This window comes from Picosynechococcus sp. PCC 7002 (assembly GCF_963860125.1).
In the GTDB taxonomy this organism is placed as follows: domain Bacteria; phylum Cyanobacteriota; class Cyanobacteriia; order Cyanobacteriales; family MRBY01; genus MRBY01.
In genome coordinates, this window is the sequence record NZ_CAWLFA010000001.1 from 2,159,299 (window position 1) to 2,183,245 (window position 23,947).

The following is a 23,947-nucleotide window of genomic DNA, read 5'->3' on the forward strand; positions in this document are numbered from 1 at the left end:
GATTAGCTTTTCCCATAAGTTCCAGCGTTTTTCAGCGGATCATCTCCTAAGTTCACCGCAAAGATTGCCCCATTGCGCCCCCTGCTTCAATCACGAGACGAGAAAACCATGACCAGAACGACCGAAAATATCCGTAATATCGCGATCATTGGCCCCTATTCTGCGGGTAAAACCACCCTCCTCGAAAGCCTACTTTTTCTCACCCAAGCCACTACTCGCAAAGGCCGCATCGAAGACAAAAATACCGTTGGCGACAGTAGCCCCGAAGCCCGTGACCATACCATGAGCGTCGAACTGTCCATCGCCAGCACAAAATATCAAGATATCGAACTGACCTTTCTCGATTGCCCCGGCTCCATTGAATTTCTCCAGGAAACTTACAATGCCCTTGTGGGCGTCGGCACCGCTGTGATTGTTTGTGAGCCAGAAACCGAAAGAATTCTCACCCTGTCGCCCCTGTTTAAATTCCTCGACGATTGGAATATTCCCCACATCGTTTTTATCAACAAAATGGATCGGGCTAAGAATAACTTCCTCGATGTTCTCGCTGCCCTCCAGGAAGCCTCGAACCGTCCCTTGGTGCCCCAACAGTACCCTATCCGCAAGGATCAGCAAATCCTCCTGGGCTACATCGATCTAGTTTCAGAACAAGCCTACCACTACCATCCCGACTGTCCAGCGGATCCAGTACCTTTCCCGGAGGAACTGCACATTGAAGAAAAGATCACCAGGGAAGAAATGCTAGAAACCCTGGCCGACTTTGATGATGAACTTTTAGCAATGCTCCTGGAAGAGGTGGCCCCTTCTTCAGAAGAAATTCTCCAGGATCTCCGCAAGGAACTCAGCGCAGATCAAATTGTGCCTGTGGTATTTGGGATTGCCAGCGAAGATTATGGTGTCCGACCACTCCTTGATATTTTGGTGCAGGAAGCCCCGGCCCCTGTGGATACCACTGCTCGTCGGGAACTCAAAGCTTCCCCCCAGGAAACTGTTGTGCAGGTTTTAAAGAACTTCTATACGCCCCAGGGTGGAAAACTATCCCTAGTGCGGGTTTGGCAAGGGGAACTCCAGGAAGGCATGCTCCTCAATGGTCTCCGGCCAGCGGGCATCTATCAACTGATGGGACACCAACAAAAGCCGATCCAAAAGGCGATTACCGGAGAAATTGTTGCCCTGGCTCGCCTGGAGGATGTCAAGGTCGGCGAAACCCTCAGTAGTGGTGATAAACCCCTTAAACCGCTGCGGACAGCCACGGTGATGCAACCGGTTTATACTTTGGCGATCGCCCCAGAAAATCGCAAAGATGAAGTCAAGCTGAGTAATGCCCTCAACAAACTGGTCGATGAAGATCCATCCCTGGCCTGGGAGCAACATGGTGATACCCACGAAGTTATCCTCTGGGGTCAAGGGGATATCCATCTCCAGGTGGCCCTCGAACGCCTCCGCCGCAAATATAACCTACCGATGACGACCCATTTACCACGGGTGCCCTACAAAGAAACAATCCGCCATGGTGGTAGCTCCCATGGTCGTTACAAACACCAAACCGGGGGCCATGGGGCCTTTGGGGATGTGTACCTCGAAATTAAACCGCTCAATCGGGGCACGGGTTTTCAATTCCACGAAACCATCGTCGGTGGCGTTGTCCCCAGACAGTACATTCCTGGGGTGGAAATGGGAGTGCGGGAATACTTAACTCAGGGGCCTTTGGGTTTCCCGGTGGTGGATGTGGATGTGACCCTCACCAATGGTTCGTATCATGCCGTAGACAGTTCTGAGCAGGCTTTTAAACAAGCGGCGCGCATTGCGATGACTGAAGGGATGCCCCTCTGTGATCCTCAGTTGCTAGAGCCTATTCTGCTGATCAATATCTATATTCCCAATGAATTTACCTCCAACGCCTTGCAGCTCATCAGCAGTAAACGGGGTCAAATTCTCGGCTACGAAAGTTTGACCGATTGGCGCGGTTGGGACCACATTACGGGTTATTTCCCCCTCGCTGAAATGCACAATTTAATCATCGAACTGCGATCGCTCACCTTTGGGGTCGGCTTTTTTGATTGGCAATATGACCACCTCCAGGAGGTACCGGATAAAGTTTCGGAGCAAGTCTTGGCAACCCTAAAAGATCATTAAATCTAATTATTGCCAAAAAGTAATAAATCCCTGGTGTGTGCGGCATTGGGGATTCTTCTTTGAGGCGATCGCCTCTGGGGATCTCGCTATACTAAAACAAAGTTTCGTAACCCCTGGAGGTGCGCCCCATGTGCATTTGCGTGGACTGTGAATATGTTGACCGCTGCGAAACCTACCATGTCGTTGAAACCCAGCACCAACAGCCCCATCTAACCGACCAGCCTGATTTTTCGCCCATCGAACCGATGATCAACGTCAATATCCGCTCTGAAGGGGAAATGATCGAAATGGAATGGGATGTGGTGGGTTGCGCGAGTTTTTCCCAAGAAAAAGGAAAATGGGCGCGGCTCCGACCGGGGGAGGCGATTCCCACTTGAATAATCGCTTAACCCTTGGCAAAAGTCCACGGGTTTTCTCCAGTAAAATATGGGCGTGAACATCGCTGTGAGGAAACATCCGATGAAGATAAAGGGTTTTGTTTGGGCCTGTGCCTTGGCGGGAATGCTCCTACCGGGGTCAAAGGCGATCGCCCAGGCCAATATGAAAAATGGCTTTCTCAATGTTCAGATGCGAGAAGCCCTCTGCGGGCAAAACTGGCCCCGGGCGATCCAAGTCCTCGACACCATGAAGCGCATTAGTCCCAAAGATCGGTCTAGTCTGGAGCGATACCGGTCTTTCCTCGTAAATTTCCGCAATAACAATACCCGCATTGCCGCTTGGCCCGCGTCTGATTATTGTGCTGGGACGGTGGAGGCGTTGCCGAATCCCAATGCAACCAACCCCAACTCCAGTTCTGGCAGTAACCCCAATATGCGCACTGATACGGTGCCGACTTTTTAGGGTTATTTAAGTTAGCAAAATCAATCGTTAGTTCTTTTGGGCGATCGCCTCAGAATGGGTTTCGGCACCATGGGCGAAAATAATTGTGCTGTAGAGGTGCCAGGCCGGATCCCAATAGGTATCTTGGTGAGTTTCCTGGCGGAATAGATTCACCTGAGGTTGGATTTTACGCAGCAGTTCCGGAAAGTCACGGGCATTATTTGCGAAACTCTTAAAGTCTGACCATTTTCGACTATGGCTCAGGTGCTCAGTAAGACGGTGTTGCATCTGATTCCAGTTGCGGCGGTTACTGAGCTGTTCAATGGGATTTTGGGTTACTTCGAGAAAAGATAATCCCTGCTGGAATTGGTAGTGCTGGTCATTCAGCCGGAAAATCACTTGGCGATCGCCCCAATGTAAATCGCAGAATTGGGCATAATCAAGGACTTTTGTTTTGTAATAGGGTTTGCCGCGACCGTCTTTTTCTAGGGACTCTTCAAAAATTGGCAACATGCCCGTTACCCATTGGGAAATTTCTGACCAAGGCACTGTATATTCAACGGCCTGTTGGGTTTCATCAAGGCCCCGGAGCAGCAAATGGGGATCGAGTTGTTCAATGGTCTGGACTTGGATCACCGGAATATTTTGTAACTGGGCCAAAGAGAGACAAAAACTGGGAATATTACCCTGGGTGAGGGCTTTCTTTAAAAAACGGAGTTCTCCCAAGGCACCTGTGCGGAATAAGCGCCAAGATTTCAGGGGCAGCTGTAATCCCGCCGAGTAGGCATCGGTGCGTAATACCGTCGCGAAATATTGGGCGGCTGTTTTCTTTTGTTTGGGGCTAATGGGCTCTAACACCATCAGACCATAAACTTCTCCGCCGGGGGCAGCCTTTTCTTCGGCGATCGCCGTCTGGGTCAGAGCTAATGCTCTTGCTTCAAGTCGTGCCAAACCCTGCCGTGCTTGGGTAACCACTTTGGGCACAGTAACGCCTTTGAGTAACCGCCGATAACCTTTTTCGGCCTTTTGCCATTGTTCTGTCGCTTCATACCACCGCGCTACATATAAGCGAAACCAAGGATTTTTTGGCTCTACTTTTTGCCATTGCAACAGCAGTTGACGCATCTGGCTGTAGTCCTTTGCGGCAAGGGCAACCTGGATTTGTTTGAGGATCGGAACAGACTGGGCCATAGCAATACAAAGAAAAAGGCGATCGCCTCTGACATTTCCCTCATTCTAGCCACTCTCCCCCACAAAAAAAGGGGCATAATTGCCCCTCTCCCAAATAATGAACTCTGCAAAAATTGCCAAATAATATTTAGGCCATCCGAGAGTAGTATTCCACAACGAGTAGCTCGTTAATTTGGAGTGCAACCCATTCCCGTTCGATGATGCCGTTAACCTTACCGGTTAGAGTGGGCTTATCAAATTCCAAGTGGCTGGGAATATTCGCTAAACCAGGAAATTCCATGTTCGCTTCGATCAATTTCCGAGAGCGATCGCGGTCACGCACTGTGATCACATCTCCAGGACGACATTGGTAACTCGGAATATCCACAACCCGGCCATTGACCAAGATGTGACCATGGTTTACCAACTGGCGTGCCCCAGGAATGGTACCAGCCATCCCTAGACGGAAGACAGTATTATCCAAGCGCATTTCTAACAACTGCAGAATGGTCTGTCCTGTAGAACCAGTCGTCCGCCGCGCTTTACGCACATAACGAATAAGTTGCTTCTCAGACACACCATAGTTGAAGCGTAGCTTTTGCTTCTCTTCCAAACGAATTGCATATTCAGAACGCTTGCGGCGACCCTGGCCATGCTGTCCCGGGGGATATTCCCGACGGGCGCTTTTACGGGTTAAACCCGGTAATTCTCCGAGTCTACGGGTGATGCGTAGACGTGCTCCACGATAACGAGCCATAAGGTTTTCTTTCTCCTTACAAGTAAAAAATGGATGTAGAAATAAAGACCTCAAACCGCTTACTACGGCTCTTTTTGAGATTTTTACCCACGGGAGGGAGGTCGAAACTTGACGTCCCACGGGCTGTAAACATTCTAAAGTTCGACTGTCTTTCCAATAGAGACAATCGAGGATTTTAGAAAATTCCACAATTTAACAAGCATATCATGCTCTCACTCGAAACAGTGAATAAATTGCCTTTTCGGGGCGATCGCCAGAGGTGAATGCTTGTCGAAACCTAAAAACTATGATTTACTTGTAAGAGTGCCCAAATGGGGGTGTGGCGGAATGGTAGACGCTGCGGACTTAAAATCCGTTGACAGTAAAATGTCGTGAGAGTTCAAGTCTCTCTACCCCCATCAAATAGTCGAATTCGTACTTTCAGATTAATATTTGTGTCACGACCCTCAGTGCTTTTCAAAGGAAACTGGGCCGATTCTGAGCTGTACGGTATCAGATAAATCACTGGACAATGTGATCCGATGAAGTTCAAATAATTCCGAGAACGAAATATTTTAGAAACGCTCAATACTACCGAGAAATACAGGTTCTACCCGAATGGCCTTGATACTAGAAGGGCGAACAACCATAAATTCTCCCTGCATATTCTTAATCGGCACATTAATAAAGTCGTCGGCCTCAGCCTTGGGAATTAGAACACTGCTGTACCATTTTTGAAATTCTTTGATGTCGCTAAAGCGAACTTCCTCGCGGTGACCACCTTCGATCAGGAAAAAAATAGCGTATTCGTCTGCTTGTCTGGGCATAGGGTCTTGTACTCAGCAGGGGTCAAATTCAGGAAAACCAAAGGGTAATTGATTCTTGACCTAGTGTATCTCAGGTTGTGGGATCTGCCATAGGGCTGTGTTTCTCATTGGCAATACATATTGATGTCTTCACCGGTTTCAGCGAGGAAGGTGAGGGCTCGGAAGCGGAGTGCGACCAGTTCGTTATAGAGGGGGTTGAGTTTGCACAAGGGCGGAATACTAAATAAAACGCGCCCTAAAAGGCTCACATCGCGGGCAAAGGGACATTGGGCGGGAATCAAGCGGCAGACGAGGTGGGCGGCTTCGGGGGTCGTGAATTCGATGGCATTGAGCCAAAATCGTAGGGATTGGAATAAATCAAAGCGTCGGTTGCGAAAAAGGCCAGAATAATGAAGGTGATGACGATTACTAGGAGAAGAGTGCATTGAGATGATCCCTTGATAAAAATGATGGGTGTGCGGAGCGATGATGGGAAAATTTGGTGTAGGGGATTTTGGGGCGATCGCCAAACAAATGCTGACTTGTTTCGGGGGTTAACTCTATTTTAGTATCGATAAATTGGCTTGGAAAAAACGTGATTGAATTGACAATTTTCCGGCAAATCGAGATTTTTTCTGGGATTCTCCGCTGTTTTTTGAACTTTAAGCGCGTTTTGAGGTCTGGGGTTTGATGTTCTCGCCTGAGGCGATCGCCGTTGTGTTGCCTGCCCTATGGATTTCCCTCAAGGTGGCCGGATTCGCCACAATTTTATCGACGTTTTTTGGGGGAGGGTTGGCCTATGGCGTTGTGCGCTATCAGTTCTGGGGGAAATTTTGGCTAGAGGCGATCGCCACTTTACCGTTAGTGATGCCGCCCACCGTCGTTGGCTTCTATTTACTACAACTCTTGAGTCAACAGGGTTTACTGGGATTCTGGTTAGATCAATGGTTGCAAATTCGCCTAATTTTTTCCTGGCAAGGGGCCACCATCGCGGCGACGGTCATGGCTCTGCCACTTATGTTTAAAACCACCAAAGCAGCCCTACAAAGCGTCAATCCTATTTATTTGGAGGCAGCGGCGACCCTGGGGCAATCGGAATGGCAAATTTTTTGGCGGGTGTGGCTGCCGTTGGCAAACCGTGGCGTTTTAGTGGGAATTTTGCTGAGTTTTACCCGGGCTCTCGGTGAATTTGGCGCGACCTTGATGGTGGCTGGCAATATCCCTGGGTTAACCCAAACGATGCCCATGGCCATTTATGAAGCGGTGCAAACGGGAGACCAGACCCTTGCGGCCATATTTGTGGCGATTTTGACAGGGATTTCTTTCCTCAGCCTATTAATGACCCAATACCTAGAATCTCGCACCGCGACAAAACCACAGTTTTTCCGGTAATAATCCCTTGGGGAAGAAGAGAAAAAATTTATGATTTTTCTGGTCAAAGTGACTTAAAGATGCTAGATTTGTGTGAGTGTCTAAACCGCTTGCGGGTGTAGTTTAGTGGTAAAACCTCAGCCTTCCAAGCTGATGATAGGGGTTCGATTCCCCTCACCCGCTTAGTTTACAGAAAACCGAAAGCTGCAATTGTCCGAGAAGGAATTCTGGGTTAGATAATTTATGCTGGCCCAGACTAAATTTTGCAACTAGACAGGGCCAAACTCAACCTACTTGTCGCTATAGGAAGCCATGGGTTCTTTGATAAAGCGGATGTAGAGGTGCCGAAAGGTAGACTTGAGAATGCGGGGTAGGGCAAAGTCGATGGGCATCAGGGCTTCGGGGAGTTTCCAATCGGCGATCGCCAACTGTTGCGGCGTCGCTAGGGGAAAGTGAATGTTTGCCAGATCACTACAGAGTCCTAGTTCCATAGATTTCGCCACCGTCGGCACCAATTCCGGTTCAACGCCTAAAATATCCACCATCGCCCGGTCTAGGGCAAAAACGTCCGCAGAAGCCCCCAATACGCCCAATTGCTTCGGTTCGCCACCACTGGGGCCATTTCCCTCATGGCCAATAATCCCATCAAGAATTGTCAAATCCGGGGCGATCGCCTGGGCCGTTTCGATGAGCATCGTTGCAAACTGTTCAGGATCTTTGCCCGCTTCCATATGCCACCAAGCTTTCATTTTCCCAGGCACACAACCAAACAAATTTTTCACGCCCAAAGTCAGGGTGAGTTGCACGTGGGATTTTACCTTGGGCAGATTAATCACCACATCCGCCTCCATTGCCTCTTTAGAAAGACGCAAATTTTGGTAGTTGTCCCCTGCCGTGCGGTACCGTTTGCCGTGGAATTCCACCAGGGGAATCCCCAACTCTTCGAGCAAGGGTAAATAGCCGTTATTTTTCGCGACCCCCTGGGCCGACCCAAACGCCGGACTGTCACCAATAAAGGGTTTGCCGCCTGCTTCTAAAACCATTTGGGCGACGCAGTAAACCACTTCCTTACGGGTAATGCATTCTTTGGTCGGCCGTGCCCCGGTGAGCATATTCGGTTTTAGCAAAACGCGATCGCCTGGTTTCACAAAAGCCGCCATCCCCCCCAAAGGCTCCAGTAAAGTTTCAAGGGATTGGCGCAGTTCGGGCAGTTCGTAGGCTTGGGCCGCAAGTAAGCTAACGGTAGACATGGCAAATGAACGGAGATAATAGGCGACAAAAAAGCATTTCCCATAGATTAACGTAGGAAATGCCAGGACTTTATGTTTATCTCAGCAGTAATAACGGTAATGCCAGAAATTTTACCAATTATTTACCAAGGGTCAACTCATCTTTATTCCCCAAAATCCCCTGGGGCCGCCATACCATCAACACCATCAAAATTAGACCAATCACCATTATCCGTAATGCGCCGAGGCGGGCATCGTCCACCAAATTTAACTGGGGCAACACAAACCGCGTCAGGGAGTCGTAGGCAAAGAAAATGAGCGCACCAATTAAAGTACCGGGATTCGTGCCAGCGCCGCCCAACACCACAATCGTCCAAGCGTTGAAGGTGACTAACGGATCAAAATTAGCCGGATAAACATTAGTCAACTGCCATGCATAAAAAGAACCCGCTCCACCGGCGATCGCCCCACCGAGCATAAAGGCCTGCAACTTATACCAAAAAACATTTTTACCGAGGGCACGGGGGATTTCCTCATCTTCGCGAATCGCCTTTAGCACCCGACCCCAGGGGGATTGCACTAAATACTCTAGACCGGCATAAACCAAAGTCAAGGCGACCACCGACAGCAACATCAGCCCTGCTTTGTAGTTGTAATTTTGGAGGGCAATGCAGCCGTTGATAAACAAACTGGTGATGATGCCGCCCCCAAGGATGCCCCAGACAATCACCCCTAAACCAGATTTTTCCTGTTTTTTGAGTTTTTTCCAGCGCCAGCGCAACCCCCGCCATAGTTGCCATGCCGCAAAAATTGCAATGATCGTCAACCAAAAAATCAAAGAAATCTTACCCACCTGATTCGGTCGAAAACTTCCCAGGGGCAACGGATAACCCTGCACCCCAAAGGCTCCCCTGGTTAACCATTCTTCGTTGAGGGCCACCAACCGCACCAATTCAGACACCCCAATGGTCACAATTGCCAAATAATCTTCCCGCAGCCGCAGGGTTGAGAGGCCAATGAGCAGCCCCAGTAAAGCCGCGACCCCAGCCCCAATGGCGAGAGAAAGCAGTAAGGGCACGCCTTGGCTGGAAAGTAAAACTGTGGCATAGGCACCGACGGTCATAAAAGCCACATGACCAAAGTTAATCAGGCCCGTAAAGCCCCATTGCAAATTGAGGCCCAGACAAAAAATGCCGTAGGTTGCCGCTGAGATGGTGAGATAGACGAGATAGCCGACCATAGTGATTTGTGATTTTTATAGGGATGGAGATTAAAAAGCTTGTTTTAAAAAGACGAAGTAAAGCCTCAAGCTGCCCCATCATATAGCATCCATTCCCCCCGGTTTGTAAACTGGGCACCGGGTTGATCAATGGCGATCGCCCCCCAATGATCAGCGTTGGGTGCAAACAGCGATAATGACCAAGGCTGTTGCTCTGGCGTCAGGAGTTGTGGCGTCGGCGTTAAGCGGACTTCGACGCGGTCTAGGCCCCCTTGGAGACCGCAGCCGATTCCCTTTAGATAAGCTTCCTTCGCTGTCCAGAGTTGGAAAAAGGCTGATTGTTGCGCTGTTTCTGGGAGCTGTTGCAGGAAATTAGATTCTGTCGCTGTGAAAAATCGTTTTGCGAGCCCCAGAATGTCACTTTTTCGTCTTTTTGCTTCTAAATCCGCCCCTAAATGGGCTTGGGGAACATCTAAGCTAATGGCGCAGAGGGCTAATTTTTGTGTGTGGGATAAATTAAACGCAATGTCTGGCAACAGCGGTTTGCCGTGGTCACCATAATCAAAGGCGATCGCCCTGGGATCTCGCTGGAGATAAAACCCAAGGATTTGCCGTAAACCAGCCCGTGCCAGAATAAAACGCCGTTGCAAATCTAGGAATTTAAACTCCTTGGCCCGCTGTTGTTCGTCGTCGCTCAAGAGCCACCACAGCTTTGTTGACAGTCCCAGTTGCTCCAGGGAAATTAACCAATATTCCACCGACACTGCCATGGATCGATCTGTTAAAGACTCAGTTTAGAGAGGGCTTTATCGAGGCTATCCCGTACCGAGGCCGCAGAGCGATGCAATTGTGCCAGTTCAGCATCGGTCAAAGGGATCTCAACAATTGCTTCTACGCCCCGGCACCCCAACCGACAGGGCACCCCCAAGAACAAATCCGTCAAACCGTACTGACCTTGCAGATACACCGAGGCAGGTAACAGGCGGGATTGATCCTGAATGAGGGACTCAATCATGTGACAAACAGACGAAGCAGGGGCATAGAAAGCACTGCCCGTTTTAAGGAGGGACACAATCTCTGCGCCACCGTTCCGGGTGCGTTCAATTAACCCTTGAATTTTAGTGGCATCCATCAACTCAGTAATTGGGATACCACTCACCGTACAGTAGTGGGGCAACGGCACCATCAAATCCCCATGGCCCCCAAGGACGAGGGTTGAAACATCCCCAGTACTGACTCCTAGTTCCATCGCAATAAAGGTGCGTAAACGGGCTGAATCTAGGACGCCCCCCATCCCCAACAAATGGTTCACTGGCAAACCCGTCACTTTCCAGGTGAGGTAGGTCATCACATCCATCGGGTTTGTCACCACGATAAAAATGGCTTGGGGGCTGCGCTCCATGGCTTCCCTTGCGGCATGGACAACGATCTTGGCATTGTAATGGAGCAGATCTTCTCGGCTCATGCCGGGCTTGCGGGCCAGCCCAGCAGTAATCACCACAATGTCGGAACCCGTTGTATCAGCATAATCATTGGTGCCGAGAATGGTTTTATGGTGCCCTTCTAAACCCTGGGCCTCGTATAAATCAAGGGCAATGCCTTGGGGAAGACCTTCAACAATATCGAGCAAGACCACATCCGCGAGGTTTTTTTCGATGACCCGTTGGGCTAGGGTGCTACCGACTTTCCCGGCACCGATCACCGTCACTTGGGGTGCTTTACAGGAAATGGAAGGGACGGCGATCGCACACATGGGACTATTCCAAATTTAAACAGCTTCGAGTTGATCGAGACGGAGCCAAACACTGGGAGTTGGGGTATAGAAACGCACAAAGGCGTATTCATCGTCGAGATCGAGGATTTCGCCTTGGCTTCCGAAAAAGTAGGCGGGTAAACGGGAATCACTCGCTTTCGCTTCGAGGCTATTGGTGAATTGTTCTTTAATCACCCGCACAAGGCTTCCTTTCTTTAGTTTAGCCGCCATAATTTTTGCTTCTCTCCTAATTGTGATGAATTTTATTTTAGAGGTTAATGGGGTTGAACTTCCCCAGAGAAATTGTTGATCTTTTCAAACTCAAACGCCCCCGCCAGGGAGCCCCAGAGGATTTCATTGGTGACCGGATCACGACCGCGATCGATACTGATCAAGGCGTTATCGGTGATTTCAAAGCTGTTATCGAGGTAACTCTCTTTGTTATAACGCACAACCCGGCAGCCTTTTCCGGCCTGGACAGTGCCTTTGAAGCTCGTCCCACTCCAGGTGACGATCATGTCGCAACCGGGCATGGGGTCTAGATCAGCCATGTCAAAGTGCTGCATCATGGCAGGGTTGCGGGCAGCGCCCATATATTTGGTTTTGGCGTCATCTTTGGGTTTGTAATGCACCAGTTCCATGTGGTCATCGACGGGTTTGATGTGAAACAGGCGCAGACGATAGGGGGCAGAGGTATCGGAGCTGTAGGCCTGTTCGAGGTAGAGGCCATAGCCATCGAAAAATTGATTGGGCAGGGGGCGCATACAAACTTTGATGTGGGCCCAGAGGGGCGGATTGGCGAGGGCCTGGGCTTCGTTAGAAAACTCCCCTGCCATCCAGCGGGCAAGGGTATGGGCATCGGTAGAGTGGGACATAGGAAATTGCTTTGATAATTTGATAAATGGTTTGGTAAAGGATTTTCTAAAAAGATTGGGGTCAGCTTTTGGGGCTGATTGTCTAAGCTTAGGAAAAAGGGGGACAGCTAGGCAACATTCGTCGTCTTGACTTTCCCTAGCAGAAATCGACAGCTTAGGTGGGGCGATCGCCCCTTGGGGAGTGCGGCATCCTCCCTTTCCTTTTCGCTGACCATCCCAGACAATGAGACATCCCAAGGTTTGATTTTTGCAATCGTTATATCGTGAACAAGTCTCAGCGGACACCCGTACACCAATAAGATTTAGGAAGTGAATGGTCAAAGCAATTGAACAGGTTCGTCGAGATTTAGCCACCATTAGTGAGCGGGTAGTGGGGGTGCGTGAAGCCCTGACCAGCGCCTATGGCGATTACCTCAATTGCCTCGGAGATAGCCTCAAACGTCAATTGGTTCTCGCCAGTTACCAACTCTGCACCCAGATTTATCCTCAAAAGTTTTTGCAACTTTCCCATAGTCAGCGGCAAGCCCTACAACAGGAACTGCGTCAACTGGGGATCGATCTCCAGACACGCCTACACACCCTCCTAACAGAGCCAGAGGATGATCAGCCGAGTGAAGCGGAATCGGAAGTGATGGCCGAATTTTTCGTTGATGCTGGCGACATGGAAAATAGCGAGGATCTTGATCAAGAATTGTTTGAAGTTTTTGAAAGCCTCGATCAGGCGATCGGCACCGATGAGCCGCCAGAAGACAAAATAGATAAAGATGATCAACTACCAGCCCAACTCGAAGACAAAGAAAAGCGGCGGGAATTGTCCCAGTTGGCAGAGCGCATCGCCGATAGTTTGGCCGAAATGATGCAGGGGCCTGCGGTAGAGGTCTCCACCGATGAAAATAGCCCAGACTATTGGCTCGAATGGTGCAAAACCACTGAAAAACGTATTCGTCGCACCCTTAACCAAGTCTCCCAAACGGTTAATCACCAGCTCCAGGGCGCCAAGATTCTCCCGGAAAATATCCCAACCACCGTCCTCGATATGGCGATCCAAGCCGACAATCAACAGCATGGCGGTCAGATGCCGAGCCATTTAGTAAACGTCGTCATCGAAGCTGAACTAGGTAAAAAAAAGAAGAAGAGGAAGCACCGTACCCACCTAACCGCTGTGCACCTCAAAGTTTCAGAAGTCGAGTTTACGGAACCGGAAGTTTCGGCCCAGCGCCGCCGTCTCCGGGAACAAGTTGATAAGCTCCGTAATTTGCAAAAGTATTACCAAAAGGCGAAACAGGATTTGGCGATCGCCGAAGCAGAGGCCGCCTGGCGCGCCAGTTGGTACGAAAATTCCTAGGCGACTGGGGCGAATTTCCAGCTTAATTCCTGGCCAGCCCAAAGGGGCACAAGACTTGATTCCGGAAAAGGCAGCGCGTCGGGAATCTGCCAAGGGGTTTTCGTCAAAGTAATTTTTTCGGTGTTGCGGGGCAGTTGGTAAAAATCTGGCCCATAGAAACTGGCAAAGCCTTCAAGTTTATCCAGGGCGTCTGCTGCTTCAAACACCGTGGCATATAGCTCTAGGGCATGGAGCGCCGAATAACACCCCGCACAGCCACAGTCACTTTCTTTGCGATCGCGGCCATGGGGCGCACTATCGGTGCCGAGGAAAAATTTTGGATTGCCAGAGGTTGCCGCTTCTAGCAGGGCTTCCCGGTGGGTCTCTCGTTTCAAGATCGGTAAACAGTAGAAATGGGGCCGAATGCCGCCCTGGAAAATACTGTTGCGATTGAACAGCAAATGTTGGGGTGTAATCGTCGCCGCCACTTTTTCATCGCTCGCCAGGACAAATTCCACCGCATCTTTGGTGGTGATGTGCTCTAAAACAATGCGTAGCTGCGGAAAGCGTTCCTTCAGGGGACGGAGATAGGTTTCGATAAAAACTTTTTCCCGGTCAAACACATCCACCCGATGATCGGTCACCTCTCCATGGAGTAGCAGGGGTAGATCAACCGTTTGCATCGCCTCAAACACCGCATCACATTTGCGGATATCTGTGACGCCAAGGTCAGAGTTGGTTGTGGCACCAGCGGGATAATATTTCACCGCTTTCACAAACCCGGATTCTTTCGCGGCCTGAATTTCAGCAGGACTGGTATTGTCCGTGAGGTAGAGGGTCATCAGGGGTTCAAAGGTTCGCCCTGGGGGAATGGCAGCCAAAATGCGATCGTGATAGGCAGCGGCCTCAGCAACGGTACGCACGGGGGGCTTGAGGTTGGGCATCACAATGGCCCGGGCAAATTGGCGCACCGTATCGGGCAAAACAGCCTTGAGCGCTTCCCCGTCGCGGAGGTGCAAATGCCAGTCATCGGGGCGGGTGAGGGTGATTTTTTCCATTATTTCAAGATAAATTGGTCAAAGGAGGGGAAAAAGCGGCGATTTAACGCTAAAAATTAGATTTTAGGCTTCAAGGCAGTGGGTAAACAACGACGTAGCAGTTCGGGGGTAATCAAACCCTGGGGATAAAAAATCGTCCCCAGCAGCAACAGCAAACCGAAGAAAATTAACCGGGCATCCCCTAAACCGCGCAATATTTCCGGGAGCGCCGTAAGGACAATGCCCCCCAGGATCGGCCCCAAAAAGGTACGACTCCCCCCGACCAACACAAAGGCAAGGTAGGTAATGCTGGCGTCAAAGGTGCCCTGGCGGGCATTCCAGGTGTTGAGAAAATGAGCGGCGATCGCCCCGACAATACCCGCTAAAATGGCCCCCAACACAAAGGCCAAAACTTTATATTGCGTCGGGTTAATGCCCATGGCACTAGCGGCGAGTTCGTCTTCACGGATGGCGTTAAAGGCGCGGCCCACTTTCGTATTTTCTAGACGCCACACTAGAACGCCCACGATAATTAACAATGGCCCCACCAACCACAAATAACCCAGGGGACTGCGAAAGGGTTGGGGAATGCCAAAAATCCCCACAGCGCCCCCGGTGATGGGCAAATTTAGCGACAATACCCGGACAATTTCTACTAAGGCGATGGTGGCGATCGCCAAATAAATCCCCCGCAACCGCAGCACGGGCACCCCAATGATCAGCGCAACCATTCCAGAGGCCAACCCCGCCAGGGCCATTTCCCCCAGGAGCCAAGGCAGTGGAAAGGTCGTCCCCGTAAAGGCGATCGCCTGGGTCGAGAGGATCGCCGCAATGTAACCCCCCAGGGCATAGAAACCCGGTGTCGCCAAAGAAAGCTGACCCGCCATCAGTGGTAGGTAAACCGAGATCCCCAACAGTGCCCCCAGAAGCGTAGAAACGATCAAATAGCCGTAGGTACTCAAAAATGCCGCCATCTCACACCTTTTGAATCGTTTTTTGGCCCAATAACCCCTGGGGCCGGAGCAGCAACATCCCAAACAGTAACGCAAAGGCGATCGCCTCCCGATACCCTGAAAAATCCGCTGGAATGAACGCTTCTGCCATGCCGATAATTAAACCGCCCAGCACCGCTCCCGGAATATTTCCCAAACCCCCTAGAACAATTACGCCTAATCCCTTCAAACCATAGCTAATGCCAAAATAAGGCCCCGCAATGCTCACGCTAGAACCCACCAATGTTCCCGCCAGTCCTGCCAAGGCACCGCTCACAAAAAACGTCACCCGCACCACTTGTTCCGTATTAATTCCCAAGAGACTGGCGGTTGTGCTATCCTCTGCCACCGCTTGGATCGCTTTCCCAAATTTCGTTCGGGTCATGCCGTAGGTCAACAGGGTCACAACCAGTGCGGACACCGTCAAGATAATGAGCTGTACTGTCCGGATCAGAATCGGTCGCTCTGGGGAGCCAAAGTTAATCGACTCCGGCAAACCACCGTAAATATCCGCTGGAAACGTATAAATCTCTGCGCCCACCAACAGCTGAATCCCATTCACAATCACCACGGCAGCCCCCAGACTAGAAACCAAACTCAGGAGGGGATCGGCGCCCCGGAGGCGTAAAGGGCGAAACGCGAGCCATTCTACTAACATCGAAACGCAGCCCGCGAAACCGCAGCCAATTAACAACGCTAAACCAAAGGGTAGGGCAAAGGGTAATTTCACCTGGGCCAAGAAGCCATTGAAGCCAAATTGTCCTCCGGCAAAGAGATAAGTGAAGTAAGCGCCTAGGGTAAAAATCGCTCCGTGGGCAAAATTGATAATGCCAAGAATCGAAAAAACAAGGGTATAACCCAGGGCAAAAATCGCGTAGACACTACCAATGGAAAGACCATTGAGAAGTTGCTGGAGGAACAGGGTAAGATCCATGTTGTCAGGCGAAGAACGGCACGGTGGTTTCTAAATAGTAATACCACCAATGGGAAAGTCCTGCCCCATTCTCAACGCCATCATCCTGAGTAACCCCTAGCAAATAACGGCGATCGCCAAAAGCACCCGTATCAAAGCATGATTTGGATTCCGATAATCATTGGCTGTGGCACAGCAGGCATTATTTGTTTCACTTGGCAACAGCGCCAAAAGCAACAAGTCCGACAAATGCTTTACTCCTACGGTGAACATCCCAGTGACGAGCTTCTCTTTGCGCCTCTTTCTTCTCTCCGCCGGGAACTAAAAAGCCTCTACGAAGAAAAACAAGAACTCCAGGCAGAACTAGACCAATGGTATCGGGTGATCGAAAATGCCCCCTTTGGGTATCTGCGGGTTGACATGGATAATCAACTCATTTTGTGCAACCCAAAGGCCCGACAGCTCCTGTGCTTGAATCGTTGGCAGCCAGGGCAAATTCGTCTCTTGCTGGAATTAGTCCGCTCCTATGAGTTAGACCAGCTCATCGAAACCACCCGCAGCGCTCGCACCGCCCAAAGCCAGGAATGGGAATTTTTTCCGAGCCATGACGCCCAAACCCGTGCTGAAGGCCCCAACCAACCGATACACCTGCGGGGAAGCACTATCCCTTTAAGTCGTGGCGATGTGGCGGTTTTTTTAGAAAACCAAGAGCCGATTCACATCCTGAAACGTTCCCAAGAAAAATTACTGTCTGATCTGACCCACGAATTACGGACGCCCCTAACGGCGATGCGGCTCCTCGCAGAAACCCTAGAACAGCGTCTAACAGGCTTGGAATTGAAATGGGCTGGTCAAATTCTTAAGGAAATTAATCGTTTGTTTTACCTTGTCCAGGACTGGCTAGAACTGAGCCGACTAGAGTCCCACCCCCACCAGGTGCTGAGCTACCAAACCTTTGATCTAGTGCAGTTGATTAACGATGCTTGGGAAACCCTCACCCCCCTCGCCCAACAAAAACAAGTCACACGACAATATCAGGGGCCAGACGCATTAAAAATGACCGCCGATGGCGATCGCCTCACCCAGGTTTTTCTCAATCTTTTTGACAATGGCATTAAATACAATCCCGTTGGGGAGGCCATTTTTGTTACTGTATCTCCCCCTGAAGTCGATTCAGACTTCGTTACCGTAGAAGTGATCGATCAAGGCGTTGGCTTTGATCCAGAAGACTTGCCATTTGTGTTTGAGCGCTTGTACCGGGGCGACCAAGCAAGAACAAGACCGGGAGATAATACCGATTTGCGCCAGGGGAGTGGGCTAGGCTTAGCGATCGTGCAGCAAATTATTACTGCCCATGGCGGCACAATTACCGCCCGCAATCACCCCAAATATCGAGGCGCTTGGCTAACCTTCACCCTACCGCTGCAACTGCCTAATGAGGATCTTGATATTTAATTTTCTCCCACAGGATCGTGAATAGATAAACAACGATCAAGAAATAAATTTGCACTGGCATATGATCTTCCCCCACATATCTGAACTAGATGGTGTCTCTCTGTGCTGGACAGAGACAATCAACTGCAGCGAAAAGTTGCATTCCGAAGCACCAACTTTCCCGGTGGTTAATCTTTATGCCACAGGTAAAATTGCTTTTTTGTTCCCCATAATCCGAAATTACAACTGGAAATTACGCTAAGTCCTCAGATTTTTCCCAAAGGGATCGACCTGAGACTATTATTCGCTTTTCTTTACAGCTTTAATATTCCCATTCTTCGCTTTTTACACACACATTCAACGAAAATAAAAGCCACAATTAGGCCGTATTTTCCCGAACCAATTAAGATCTAAAATAGATCGACCCACTTAAGGGGGACTCCCCAAGGCAGTGCCTAAATGGCATTCTGCTTGGGCTTAAGGGGTTATTACTCTGTGTAGAAAACTAAAGTTTCAAAAAATTTAATTATCCCTATCCAATTTCATCCTAACATCTAACCCCCCCCTCCATTCAAGGGGGAATTTCCAGGGTAAGGTCTTTTGAGGGGCTAATGAAACTCATTTATGCCCACAATGATCACCCTTGTTCCTAGGACAAATATCGTTCGTTTGTACCTAATCATGGGGGTAAATCAATAGATTTTGGCGCGGTTGTCCTGGGCAACAATCCGTAAACTTCTATGGCAGACCCTGATTTTTGGAATATTTTCTGTATCATTAAATACAAACATTGCAGTGATTAGGCTGGCTAATCATCTATGCTCTGTATCTCAAATACTCGTCTCGGAGAAAATCCTGATGCAACGCACCCCTTCCCTTGATTTATCCAGTATTCGCTACTGCCCCAACACAACGGAACACCCCTTTGATACGACTTTTGCGCCGGCCCAAGCAAACAGTGATTGGGTTAAGCTAGCCCAAACCCCTGAGGCGATCGCCGAAGAAGAATATGCGCTTTTGTTATGTCCCCACGGAGAACAATCCTGGGTCGCTTGGCTCCCGTCCCAAGGGGAAGTTGTGCTCCACCAAGATCAACTGTGTCGCTTGATTTAGGGCCAGACTGATCGGCGAGTTTCCCTCCGAATGACAACGGTTTTTCTCGGCCACGGTGATGGCGCAAAATAAAATCGGTTGTCCTTAGCGTTTCCCTGTACAATTGCAGCCAACAAGGGCGATCGCCCCCAGGCAATGTTCAGGTAATAGCAGGATTTATGAGCAGTTCGGAAAAGGTTTCGGTCGGGATTGTCGGCGCGTCGGGCTATGGTGGTATGCAACTCGTCCGTCTGCTGAGTGATCATCCCCAAGTGGAGCTGACCTATCTAGGGGGCAACAGCAGTGCCGGAAAACCCTACGCAGAACTTTATCCCCATGTCGGCCACCGCATCAAAATGATCGTTGAGCCCATTGATCTCGATGTGATTGCCAGCCGTTGCCAGGTGGTTTTTCTCGGTTTGCCCAATGGCTTGGCCTGTGACCTTGCCCCCCAACTGATCGAACGGGGCTGCAAAGTCCTTGACCTTTCGGCTGACTATCGCTTCAAGGATCTCGACACCTATCAGGCTTGGTATAAAACAGAACGCACCGACCAAGATACGAATGCGATCGCCGTTTATGGTCTGCCAGAACTCTACCGGGATGACATTCGCCGCGCCCAACTGGTGGGTTGCCCTGGTTGTTATGTCACTGCTAGCCTCTTGGCCCTGGCACCCCTCTTCAAACAGGGCTTGATTCAGCCAGAAACCGCAATTATTGATGCCAAATCCGGCACATCCGGCGGAGGTCGCCAAGGGAAAATAAATTTACTCTTAGCCGAAGCCGATGCTTCCCTGGGAGCCTATGGAGTAGCCTCCCACCGCCATACCCCAGAAATTGAACAAATTTGTAGCAAACTCGCCAGCCAAGATATTCGCGTGCAATTTACGCCCCACCTCATCCCGATGCCCAGGGGCATTCTGGCGACGGTCTACGCAACCCTCCGGGATCCGGGTTTGGTGCGCGATGATTTACTGACCATTTACAGCGCCTTTTATCGAGCAGCTCCCTGTGTAGAAGTTCTACCCAACGGTGTTTATCCCCAGACGAAGTGGGCCTGTGGTACAAACCTCTGCTATTTGGGAATTGAAGTAGATCACCGCACGGGCCGCGTCATTGTGATGTCCGCCATTGATAATCTCCTGAAGGGTCAGTCGGGCCAAGCCGTCCAATGTATGAATATTATGCTGGGCTGGGAGGAAACGGCAGGCTTACCGCAGTTAGCGTTTTATCCTTAAATTTTTCCTTGTAAAACGTCAAAAATTGGACAGGGTTTCTGGGACTGCAATGAACTTTGGTGGGGTTTAAAGGTACTCCAGGAAAAGGGAGCTTGTTTGGCCGCAGAAAGCCACAGGAGTCGTTTGGCGCGGGTCATGGCCACGTACAGAAGTCGGTATTCTTCTTCGGTTTTAAGCTGCTGGGCTTCTTGCCAAAGGGTCGTAATGGTGGCTGGTGCCGTTGGCGATCGCCCCTGATCTTGGCCATGGACAAAATGGCGAATTTGGGCCCGGGCCACCTGCGCCAGGTTGTAATCGCCGAGAAATTGCGCCCCACTAGGCACCCAACTCATGCCGGGGATTTCGGAGTCGTGCAAAAAGGGAATAAAGACATAGTCCCAATCTAAGCCCTTCGCCTTGTGCATGGTGATCACCGTAATTTGCTGCGGGCGAGTGTAGCGGGCGTCGGTGTCGAGTTCAATGCCTTCAAAACCATCCCGGAGGAGCATCTCAAACACTTCGAGGCTCTGGCGTAGATTTTTTTGGCCCTGGGTTTGCTGGGCGATGCGTTCGGCGAGTTTTTGCACCGTGGCGAGTTCGACATCGCTATAGTCCAGGGTCATCGCCAAAAAGGGTAGTAGTTGGTAGTGGGGCAGTTGCCAGCGGGCCTGGAGCAGTTGAACACAGAGGGTTTGGGTGGCCTGGGCGGGGCCAGAGGAGAGGGCCGGGTCGAGGGGGCCTGGATAGAGAAATTTTTCGGGATAGGTGGCTAAACGAGCTAGATCTTGGGTGGGAATTTTTTGGCGATCGCCTAAAACATCGAGGGCACCCTTCAGGCAGTCAGGGGAGTGGGGCCGCTCCAGAAACCGCAGAATTTGATAAAGCTCTAGCACCAGATGGTTGGCATCATTACCGCTGCGGGCATCATAAAGGCGAATTGTTGTTGGCTGAAATCGCGCCCTTAATTGCTCAGTGACAAATTTGGCCTGGCGTTGTTTGCGCACGAGAATCGCCGCACTGTGGTCTGGATTTTCGGTTAATAAAGTTTCGAGGCGATCGCCAAGTTGTTGCACCGTCGCGTAAATATCCTGGGGGTAATGGCGTTCTACCCCCGCCCCAGTGGGATCAGGATTGGCATTTTGTTGGGGGTCATGGTTGGGCACCGGAAAAATTTCTTGCCAGCGAAACGCAAACCGATCCGGCGGTGAAAGGGTGTGACTGGCCCAGTGGAGCATCTGATTCGCCGCAGTGATAATTGGCAAGCTAGAGCGGCCCGCGTAGTGAATTTCGGCACAGTCTACGGCCTGACAAAAGCGATTGAAATAGAACGGGTCAGCGGGGGTAAAGGTGGAATTGATCGCCTGATTTGGATCGCCCACCCGCACGAGGTTACATTCTCCAGATTCGGGAGCTGTGGCCAGGAGGCGAATCAATTGCTCTTGGAGGGGGCTAGAATCCTGGGCCTCATCTTCAAAAATCCCGTAAATTTGTCCCTGCCAATATTGTTGTAACTCCGGCTGTTGCAGCACCCGGATAGCCCCTAGCACCAGATCGTCGTAGTCAAGGACATTGTTCTCCTGGAGCAGTTGTTGGTAATTCTGATAAATGCCAGCGGCGATCGCCAAGGATTGATAGGGATCGTCCAGGGTTTCTCCCAGTTTGGCTACGGCCTGGGGCGAGAGATTAGAACTTTTACTTTCATGGATCACCGTATGGGCAAGGTCTGGCAAAATTTCTGTGCTGAGGGCAAAACGGCGGCGCAATTGCTCCGTTTTTTCCTGATCAGAGCGTGCCCCCTGACAAAGACGTTCATATTGTTCCCCATGGGCTTGAATCCACTGCTCAACGGCGGCGCGGAGAATGGGGTGATTTGCGGGAATATCCTGGAGAGAAAGGCTATCTAGATCCACGCCAGAAACCTCCGGGTGGCGACTGGCAATTTGCAAGGCTAAACCATGGATCGTTTGTACCGAAAAACCCACCACAGGTAACTGGGCGGCCTTGAGGTGGGTCAGAATTTTTTGCTTAATCCCCTCGGCTGCGGCTCGTGTAAAGGTCACAATGACCAACTGTTGGCCGTGGTGCAAAGATTGCCGGGCAAGGGTGAGGACAGCGGCAACGGCTAGGGCATGGGATTTTCCGGAACCGGGAACGGCGGCGATCGCCATTTCTCCAGACCGCCATTGGGCCAACGCATCTTGACCAGGGCGGAGGCCAGCGGCCAGTTGCGTTAAAAATTGCTGTTGATGCACACTAAGGTGGTTCATGGGTCTCACTTACTGCCTGGAAGTTTTGTAGCGGAACGAACAAAATAGCGGAATTTTAAATTAGCTTTCGTTATCAGTGGCGATTTTTTGCATTAGTAAAAACATTAAATAAGAAATCATAATGTCGTGTTAACCAGAGATTTGCCCAGCGGTGCCTAAAGGTGGTCACAGTAAGCGCCTGGAAGAATTTTTGGGATGACGGAGAGGGGGATTTCCTGTCAATTCAGCCTCGGATTGTCGCTGAAGGCCAACTTTTTTCGGAAATTCATGGGCTATAAAACATAGAGCAATTTATCTGATGAACCTGCAATGTGACGCGGCACCTAAAACCCAGTTTCAGATTATCTCTGCTAAACAATGGGTGCTGTCTGTGATTTTTAGCTTTTCTTTTATTCTGTATGCATTTACCGAAATTCACAGGATTATTATCTACTTTGGGCGCTTCCCTAGTGATGGGCCTCGGCGCGGCAGCCGTTAACCTCGCTCCCTTTCAAACTAAGGCGATCGCCACCAGTGCCGACCCAGCCAAAACAGTGAGCCTCAACGCCCAACGGGAAACCCTGGCCGAAAATCCCCTGTGCCGTTTAGCGAGTACCCTGGATAAGGCCCCGGAAGCGCAACTCGTGGCCGATACAAACCCGGAACAACTCACGCCCCAGGTCTCTAAGTGGTGGGCCTTTAATTTATTTCAGCGATTTACCCAAAGTCTGGGCCTCGATTCTTTACTTCAGTTAGAAGTGCCGCTGGCCACTGCCCCCCTCGTCGCGGTGGTGCCTACGCCGGAAGCAATACCCCAAGCTGCTGCTGAGTCTGGGGCACAGCTGATTAGCTACGACACAGACCGCCCCGCCACCAACCCCCAAAGCCATCAACTTTGGCTCCAGAATAAGCCCGTTGCCACCATTCGCTCCCAACAGGAGGCCGAACGGTTGGCCCAACGCCTTGAACAACTGGTGGCGATGGCGGAATTTCAAGCCACGGCGATCGCCCCGACGTTACATGAAGACAAACCGGCGATCGCCTTTGGTGATGACATTCTTTTAGTTGTGGACGAAACGATTACCCATGAGGACGTTCTCAACCATGAGATCCTCGCCATTCAGTGGGCGAATAATCTCCGCCTCGCCCTCGGTGTGCCAGCGCTGGATATGGTCACCGCCCAGCAGCAAATGTATCAGCTCGAAGAAACAGGTCAATCCCTCGAAGGACTAGCCTCCTGGTATGGCCCCTACTTTCACGGTCGCCTGACGGCCAATGGGGAAACCTACGACCAATACGCCCTGACGGCGGCCCACCCTTCAATGCCCCTGAATACTTACCTCAAGGTCACCAACCTCAACAATGACCGGAGTGTAATCATCCGCCTTAATGACCGTGGCCCCTATATTCCGCCCCGGAGCCTGGACTTATCCCTTGGTGCCGCCCGCTGTCTCAATAGTGTGGAAACAGGCGTAATTCCCTACAAGGCCACGATCATGGAACAAAAATCGCCCGAACCAGAGGCGATCGCCCCTGATATGATCTAGGTCTATCTTGAGTGCTGCCTAGGCCCGTTCC

The 23,947-nt window shown here is 50.6% G+C and carries 23 protein-coding genes and 2 tRNA genes; 11 read left to right on the forward strand and 14 right to left on the reverse strand.

Annotation, left to right across the window (positions count from 1 at the left end; genetic code table 11):
- The first annotated feature begins 108 nt into the window (after positions 1-108).
- From AACQ84_RS10530 to AACQ84_RS10540, 3 genes are all read left to right on the forward strand, one after another.
- The gene (locus AACQ84_RS10530; protein WP_012307686.1) at positions 109-2,136 is read left to right on the forward strand and encodes an elongation factor G; all 2,028 of its coding nucleotides are present in this window, start codon (positions 109-111) and stop codon (positions 2,134-2,136) included.
- Between the two features lie 128 nt (positions 2,137-2,264).
- Positions 2,265-2,513 (forward strand): Ycf34 family protein, encoded by a 249-nt coding sequence (locus AACQ84_RS10535; protein WP_012307687.1) that lies wholly within the window; start codon positions 2,265-2,267, stop codon positions 2,511-2,513.
- 82 nt (positions 2,514-2,595) lie between these two features.
- Entirely contained in the window at positions 2,596-2,976 is a 381-nt protein-coding gene (locus AACQ84_RS10540) for a hypothetical protein (protein ID WP_030006664.1), read from the forward strand.
- A gap of 27 nt (positions 2,977-3,003) precedes the next feature.
- Here the strand turns inward: AACQ84_RS10540 and AACQ84_RS10545 are convergent, their stop codons facing one another.
- Both AACQ84_RS10545 and rpsD read right to left on the reverse strand, forming a co-directional pair.
- Positions 3,004-4,146: a hypothetical protein gene (locus AACQ84_RS10545; protein ID WP_012307689.1), complete on the reverse strand. Its 1,143-nt coding sequence runs from the start codon at positions 4,144-4,146 to the stop codon at positions 3,004-3,006.
- A gap of 127 nt (positions 4,147-4,273) precedes the next feature.
- The gene (gene rpsD / locus AACQ84_RS10550) at positions 4,274-4,882 is read right to left on the reverse strand and encodes a 30S ribosomal protein S4 (protein WP_012307690.1); all 609 of its coding nucleotides are present in this window, start codon (positions 4,880-4,882) and stop codon (positions 4,274-4,276) included.
- 313 nt (positions 4,883-5,195) lie between these two features.
- Here rpsD and AACQ84_RS10555 point away from each other — a divergent pair.
- Positions 5,196-5,280, forward strand: a tRNA-Leu gene (locus AACQ84_RS10555).
- Between the two features lie 156 nt (positions 5,281-5,436).
- On the opposite strand, the gene AACQ84_RS10560 is transcribed toward AACQ84_RS10555, so the two are convergent.
- Together AACQ84_RS10560 and AACQ84_RS10565 are read right to left on the reverse strand one after the other, a co-directional pair.
- Positions 5,437-5,688: a hypothetical protein gene (locus AACQ84_RS10560; protein WP_012307691.1), complete on the reverse strand. Its 252-nt coding sequence runs from the start codon at positions 5,686-5,688 to the stop codon at positions 5,437-5,439.
- A gap of 104 nt (positions 5,689-5,792) precedes the next feature.
- Positions 5,793-6,113, reverse strand: a complete 321-nt coding sequence (locus AACQ84_RS10565; protein ID WP_045441732.1) for a Mo-dependent nitrogenase C-terminal domain-containing protein — start codon at positions 6,111-6,113, stop codon at positions 5,793-5,795.
- A gap of 244 nt (positions 6,114-6,357) precedes the next feature.
- Here AACQ84_RS10565 and modB point away from each other — a divergent pair, with 244 nt between their 5' ends.
- Together modB and AACQ84_RS10575 are read left to right on the forward strand one after the other, a co-directional pair.
- Complete coding sequence (modB, locus tag AACQ84_RS10570) at positions 6,358-7,059, forward strand: molybdate ABC transporter permease subunit (RefSeq protein WP_012307694.1); 702 nt, start codon at positions 6,358-6,360, stop codon at positions 7,057-7,059.
- Between the two features lie 91 nt (positions 7,060-7,150).
- Positions 7,151-7,221 (forward strand) — tRNA-Gly (locus AACQ84_RS10575).
- A 107-nt stretch (positions 7,222-7,328) separates the two neighbouring features.
- Here AACQ84_RS10575 and AACQ84_RS10580 read toward each other — a convergent pair.
- The 6 genes from AACQ84_RS10580 to AACQ84_RS10605 form a co-directional block, all read right to left on the reverse strand.
- Positions 7,329-8,288 carry a DUF362 domain-containing protein gene (locus AACQ84_RS10580; protein WP_012307695.1) on the reverse strand — a complete coding sequence of 320 codons (960 nt, stop codon included), beginning with the start codon at positions 8,286-8,288 and terminating at the stop codon, positions 7,329-7,331.
- A 118-nt stretch (positions 8,289-8,406) separates the two neighbouring features.
- Positions 8,407-9,507 carry a branched-chain amino acid ABC transporter permease gene (locus AACQ84_RS10585; RefSeq protein WP_012307696.1) on the reverse strand — a complete coding sequence of 367 codons (1,101 nt, stop codon included), beginning with the start codon at positions 9,505-9,507 and terminating at the stop codon, positions 8,407-8,409.
- A 65-nt stretch (positions 9,508-9,572) separates the two neighbouring features.
- The gene (locus tag AACQ84_RS10590; protein ID WP_012307697.1) at positions 9,573-10,256 is read right to left on the reverse strand and encodes a 4'-phosphopantetheinyl transferase family protein; all 684 of its coding nucleotides are present in this window, start codon (positions 10,254-10,256) and stop codon (positions 9,573-9,575) included.
- Positions 10,257-10,267: 11 nt separating this feature from the next.
- On the reverse strand, positions 10,268-11,239 hold the full coding sequence (gene mdh, locus AACQ84_RS10595; RefSeq protein ID WP_012307698.1) for a malate dehydrogenase: 972 nt from the start codon (positions 11,237-11,239) through the stop codon (positions 10,268-10,270).
- Positions 11,240-11,254: 15 nt separating this feature from the next.
- Positions 11,255-11,470, reverse strand: a complete 216-nt coding sequence (locus AACQ84_RS10600; RefSeq protein WP_012307699.1) for an NAD(P)H-quinone oxidoreductase subunit O — start codon at positions 11,468-11,470, stop codon at positions 11,255-11,257.
- Positions 11,471-11,514: 44 nt separating this feature from the next.
- Complete coding sequence (locus AACQ84_RS10605) at positions 11,515-12,114, reverse strand: chromophore lyase CpcT/CpeT (protein ID WP_012307700.1); 600 nt, start codon at positions 12,112-12,114, stop codon at positions 11,515-11,517.
- A gap of 313 nt (positions 12,115-12,427) precedes the next feature.
- Here AACQ84_RS10605 and AACQ84_RS10610 point away from each other — a divergent pair, with 313 nt between their 5' ends.
- Entirely contained in the window at positions 12,428-13,459 is a 1,032-nt protein-coding gene (locus AACQ84_RS10610; RefSeq protein WP_012307701.1) for a hypothetical protein, read from the forward strand.
- On the opposite strand, the gene pyrC is transcribed toward AACQ84_RS10610, so the two are convergent.
- Genes pyrC through AACQ84_RS10625 form a run of 3 tightly spaced genes read right to left on the reverse strand, consistent with a single transcriptional unit; the run spans position 13,456 to position 16,401 of the window.
- Complete coding sequence (gene pyrC, locus AACQ84_RS10615) at positions 13,456-14,496, reverse strand: dihydroorotase (RefSeq protein WP_012307702.1); 1,041 nt, start codon at positions 14,494-14,496, stop codon at positions 13,456-13,458. The two genes, AACQ84_RS10610 and pyrC, sit on opposite strands and share 4 nt — an antisense overlap.
- A 56-nt stretch (positions 14,497-14,552) precedes the next feature.
- Positions 14,553-15,449 carry a branched-chain amino acid ABC transporter permease gene (locus tag AACQ84_RS10620; protein WP_012307703.1) on the reverse strand — a complete coding sequence of 299 codons (897 nt, stop codon included), beginning with the start codon at positions 15,447-15,449 and terminating at the stop codon, positions 14,553-14,555.
- A gap of 1 nt (position 15,450) precedes the next feature.
- The gene (locus AACQ84_RS10625; RefSeq protein ID WP_012307704.1) at positions 15,451-16,401 is read right to left on the reverse strand and encodes a branched-chain amino acid ABC transporter permease; all 951 of its coding nucleotides are present in this window, start codon (positions 16,399-16,401) and stop codon (positions 15,451-15,453) included.
- Between the two features lie 138 nt (positions 16,402-16,539).
- Between AACQ84_RS10625 and AACQ84_RS10630 the strand changes: the two genes are divergently transcribed.
- The 3 genes from AACQ84_RS10630 (at position 16,540) to argC (ending at position 20,144) form a co-directional block, all read left to right on the forward strand.
- Positions 16,540-17,835, forward strand: a complete 1,296-nt coding sequence (locus tag AACQ84_RS10630; protein ID WP_012307705.1) for a PAS domain-containing sensor histidine kinase — start codon at positions 16,540-16,542, stop codon at positions 17,833-17,835.
- Positions 17,836-18,672: 837 nt separating this feature from the next.
- Positions 18,673-18,927 carry a hypothetical protein gene (locus AACQ84_RS10635; RefSeq protein ID WP_041443573.1) on the forward strand — a complete coding sequence of 85 codons (255 nt, stop codon included), beginning with the start codon at positions 18,673-18,675 and terminating at the stop codon, positions 18,925-18,927.
- 158 nt (positions 18,928-19,085) lie between these two features.
- On the forward strand, positions 19,086-20,144 hold the full coding sequence (argC, locus tag AACQ84_RS10640) for an N-acetyl-gamma-glutamyl-phosphate reductase (protein WP_012307707.1): 1,059 nt from the start codon (positions 19,086-19,088) through the stop codon (positions 20,142-20,144).
- Here the strand turns inward: argC and AACQ84_RS10645 are convergent.
- Complete coding sequence (locus tag AACQ84_RS10645) at positions 20,141-22,390, reverse strand: ATP-dependent helicase (RefSeq protein WP_012307708.1); 2,250 nt, start codon at positions 22,388-22,390, stop codon at positions 20,141-20,143. The two genes, argC and AACQ84_RS10645, sit on opposite strands and share 4 nt — an antisense overlap.
- 398 nt (positions 22,391-22,788) lie before the next feature.
- Between AACQ84_RS10645 and AACQ84_RS10650 the strand changes: the two genes are divergently transcribed.
- The gene (locus AACQ84_RS10650; RefSeq protein WP_143589418.1) at positions 22,789-23,916 is read left to right on the forward strand and encodes a septal ring lytic transglycosylase RlpA family protein; all 1,128 of its coding nucleotides are present in this window, start codon (positions 22,789-22,791) and stop codon (positions 23,914-23,916) included.
- Positions 23,917-23,947 lie beyond the last annotated feature (31 nt).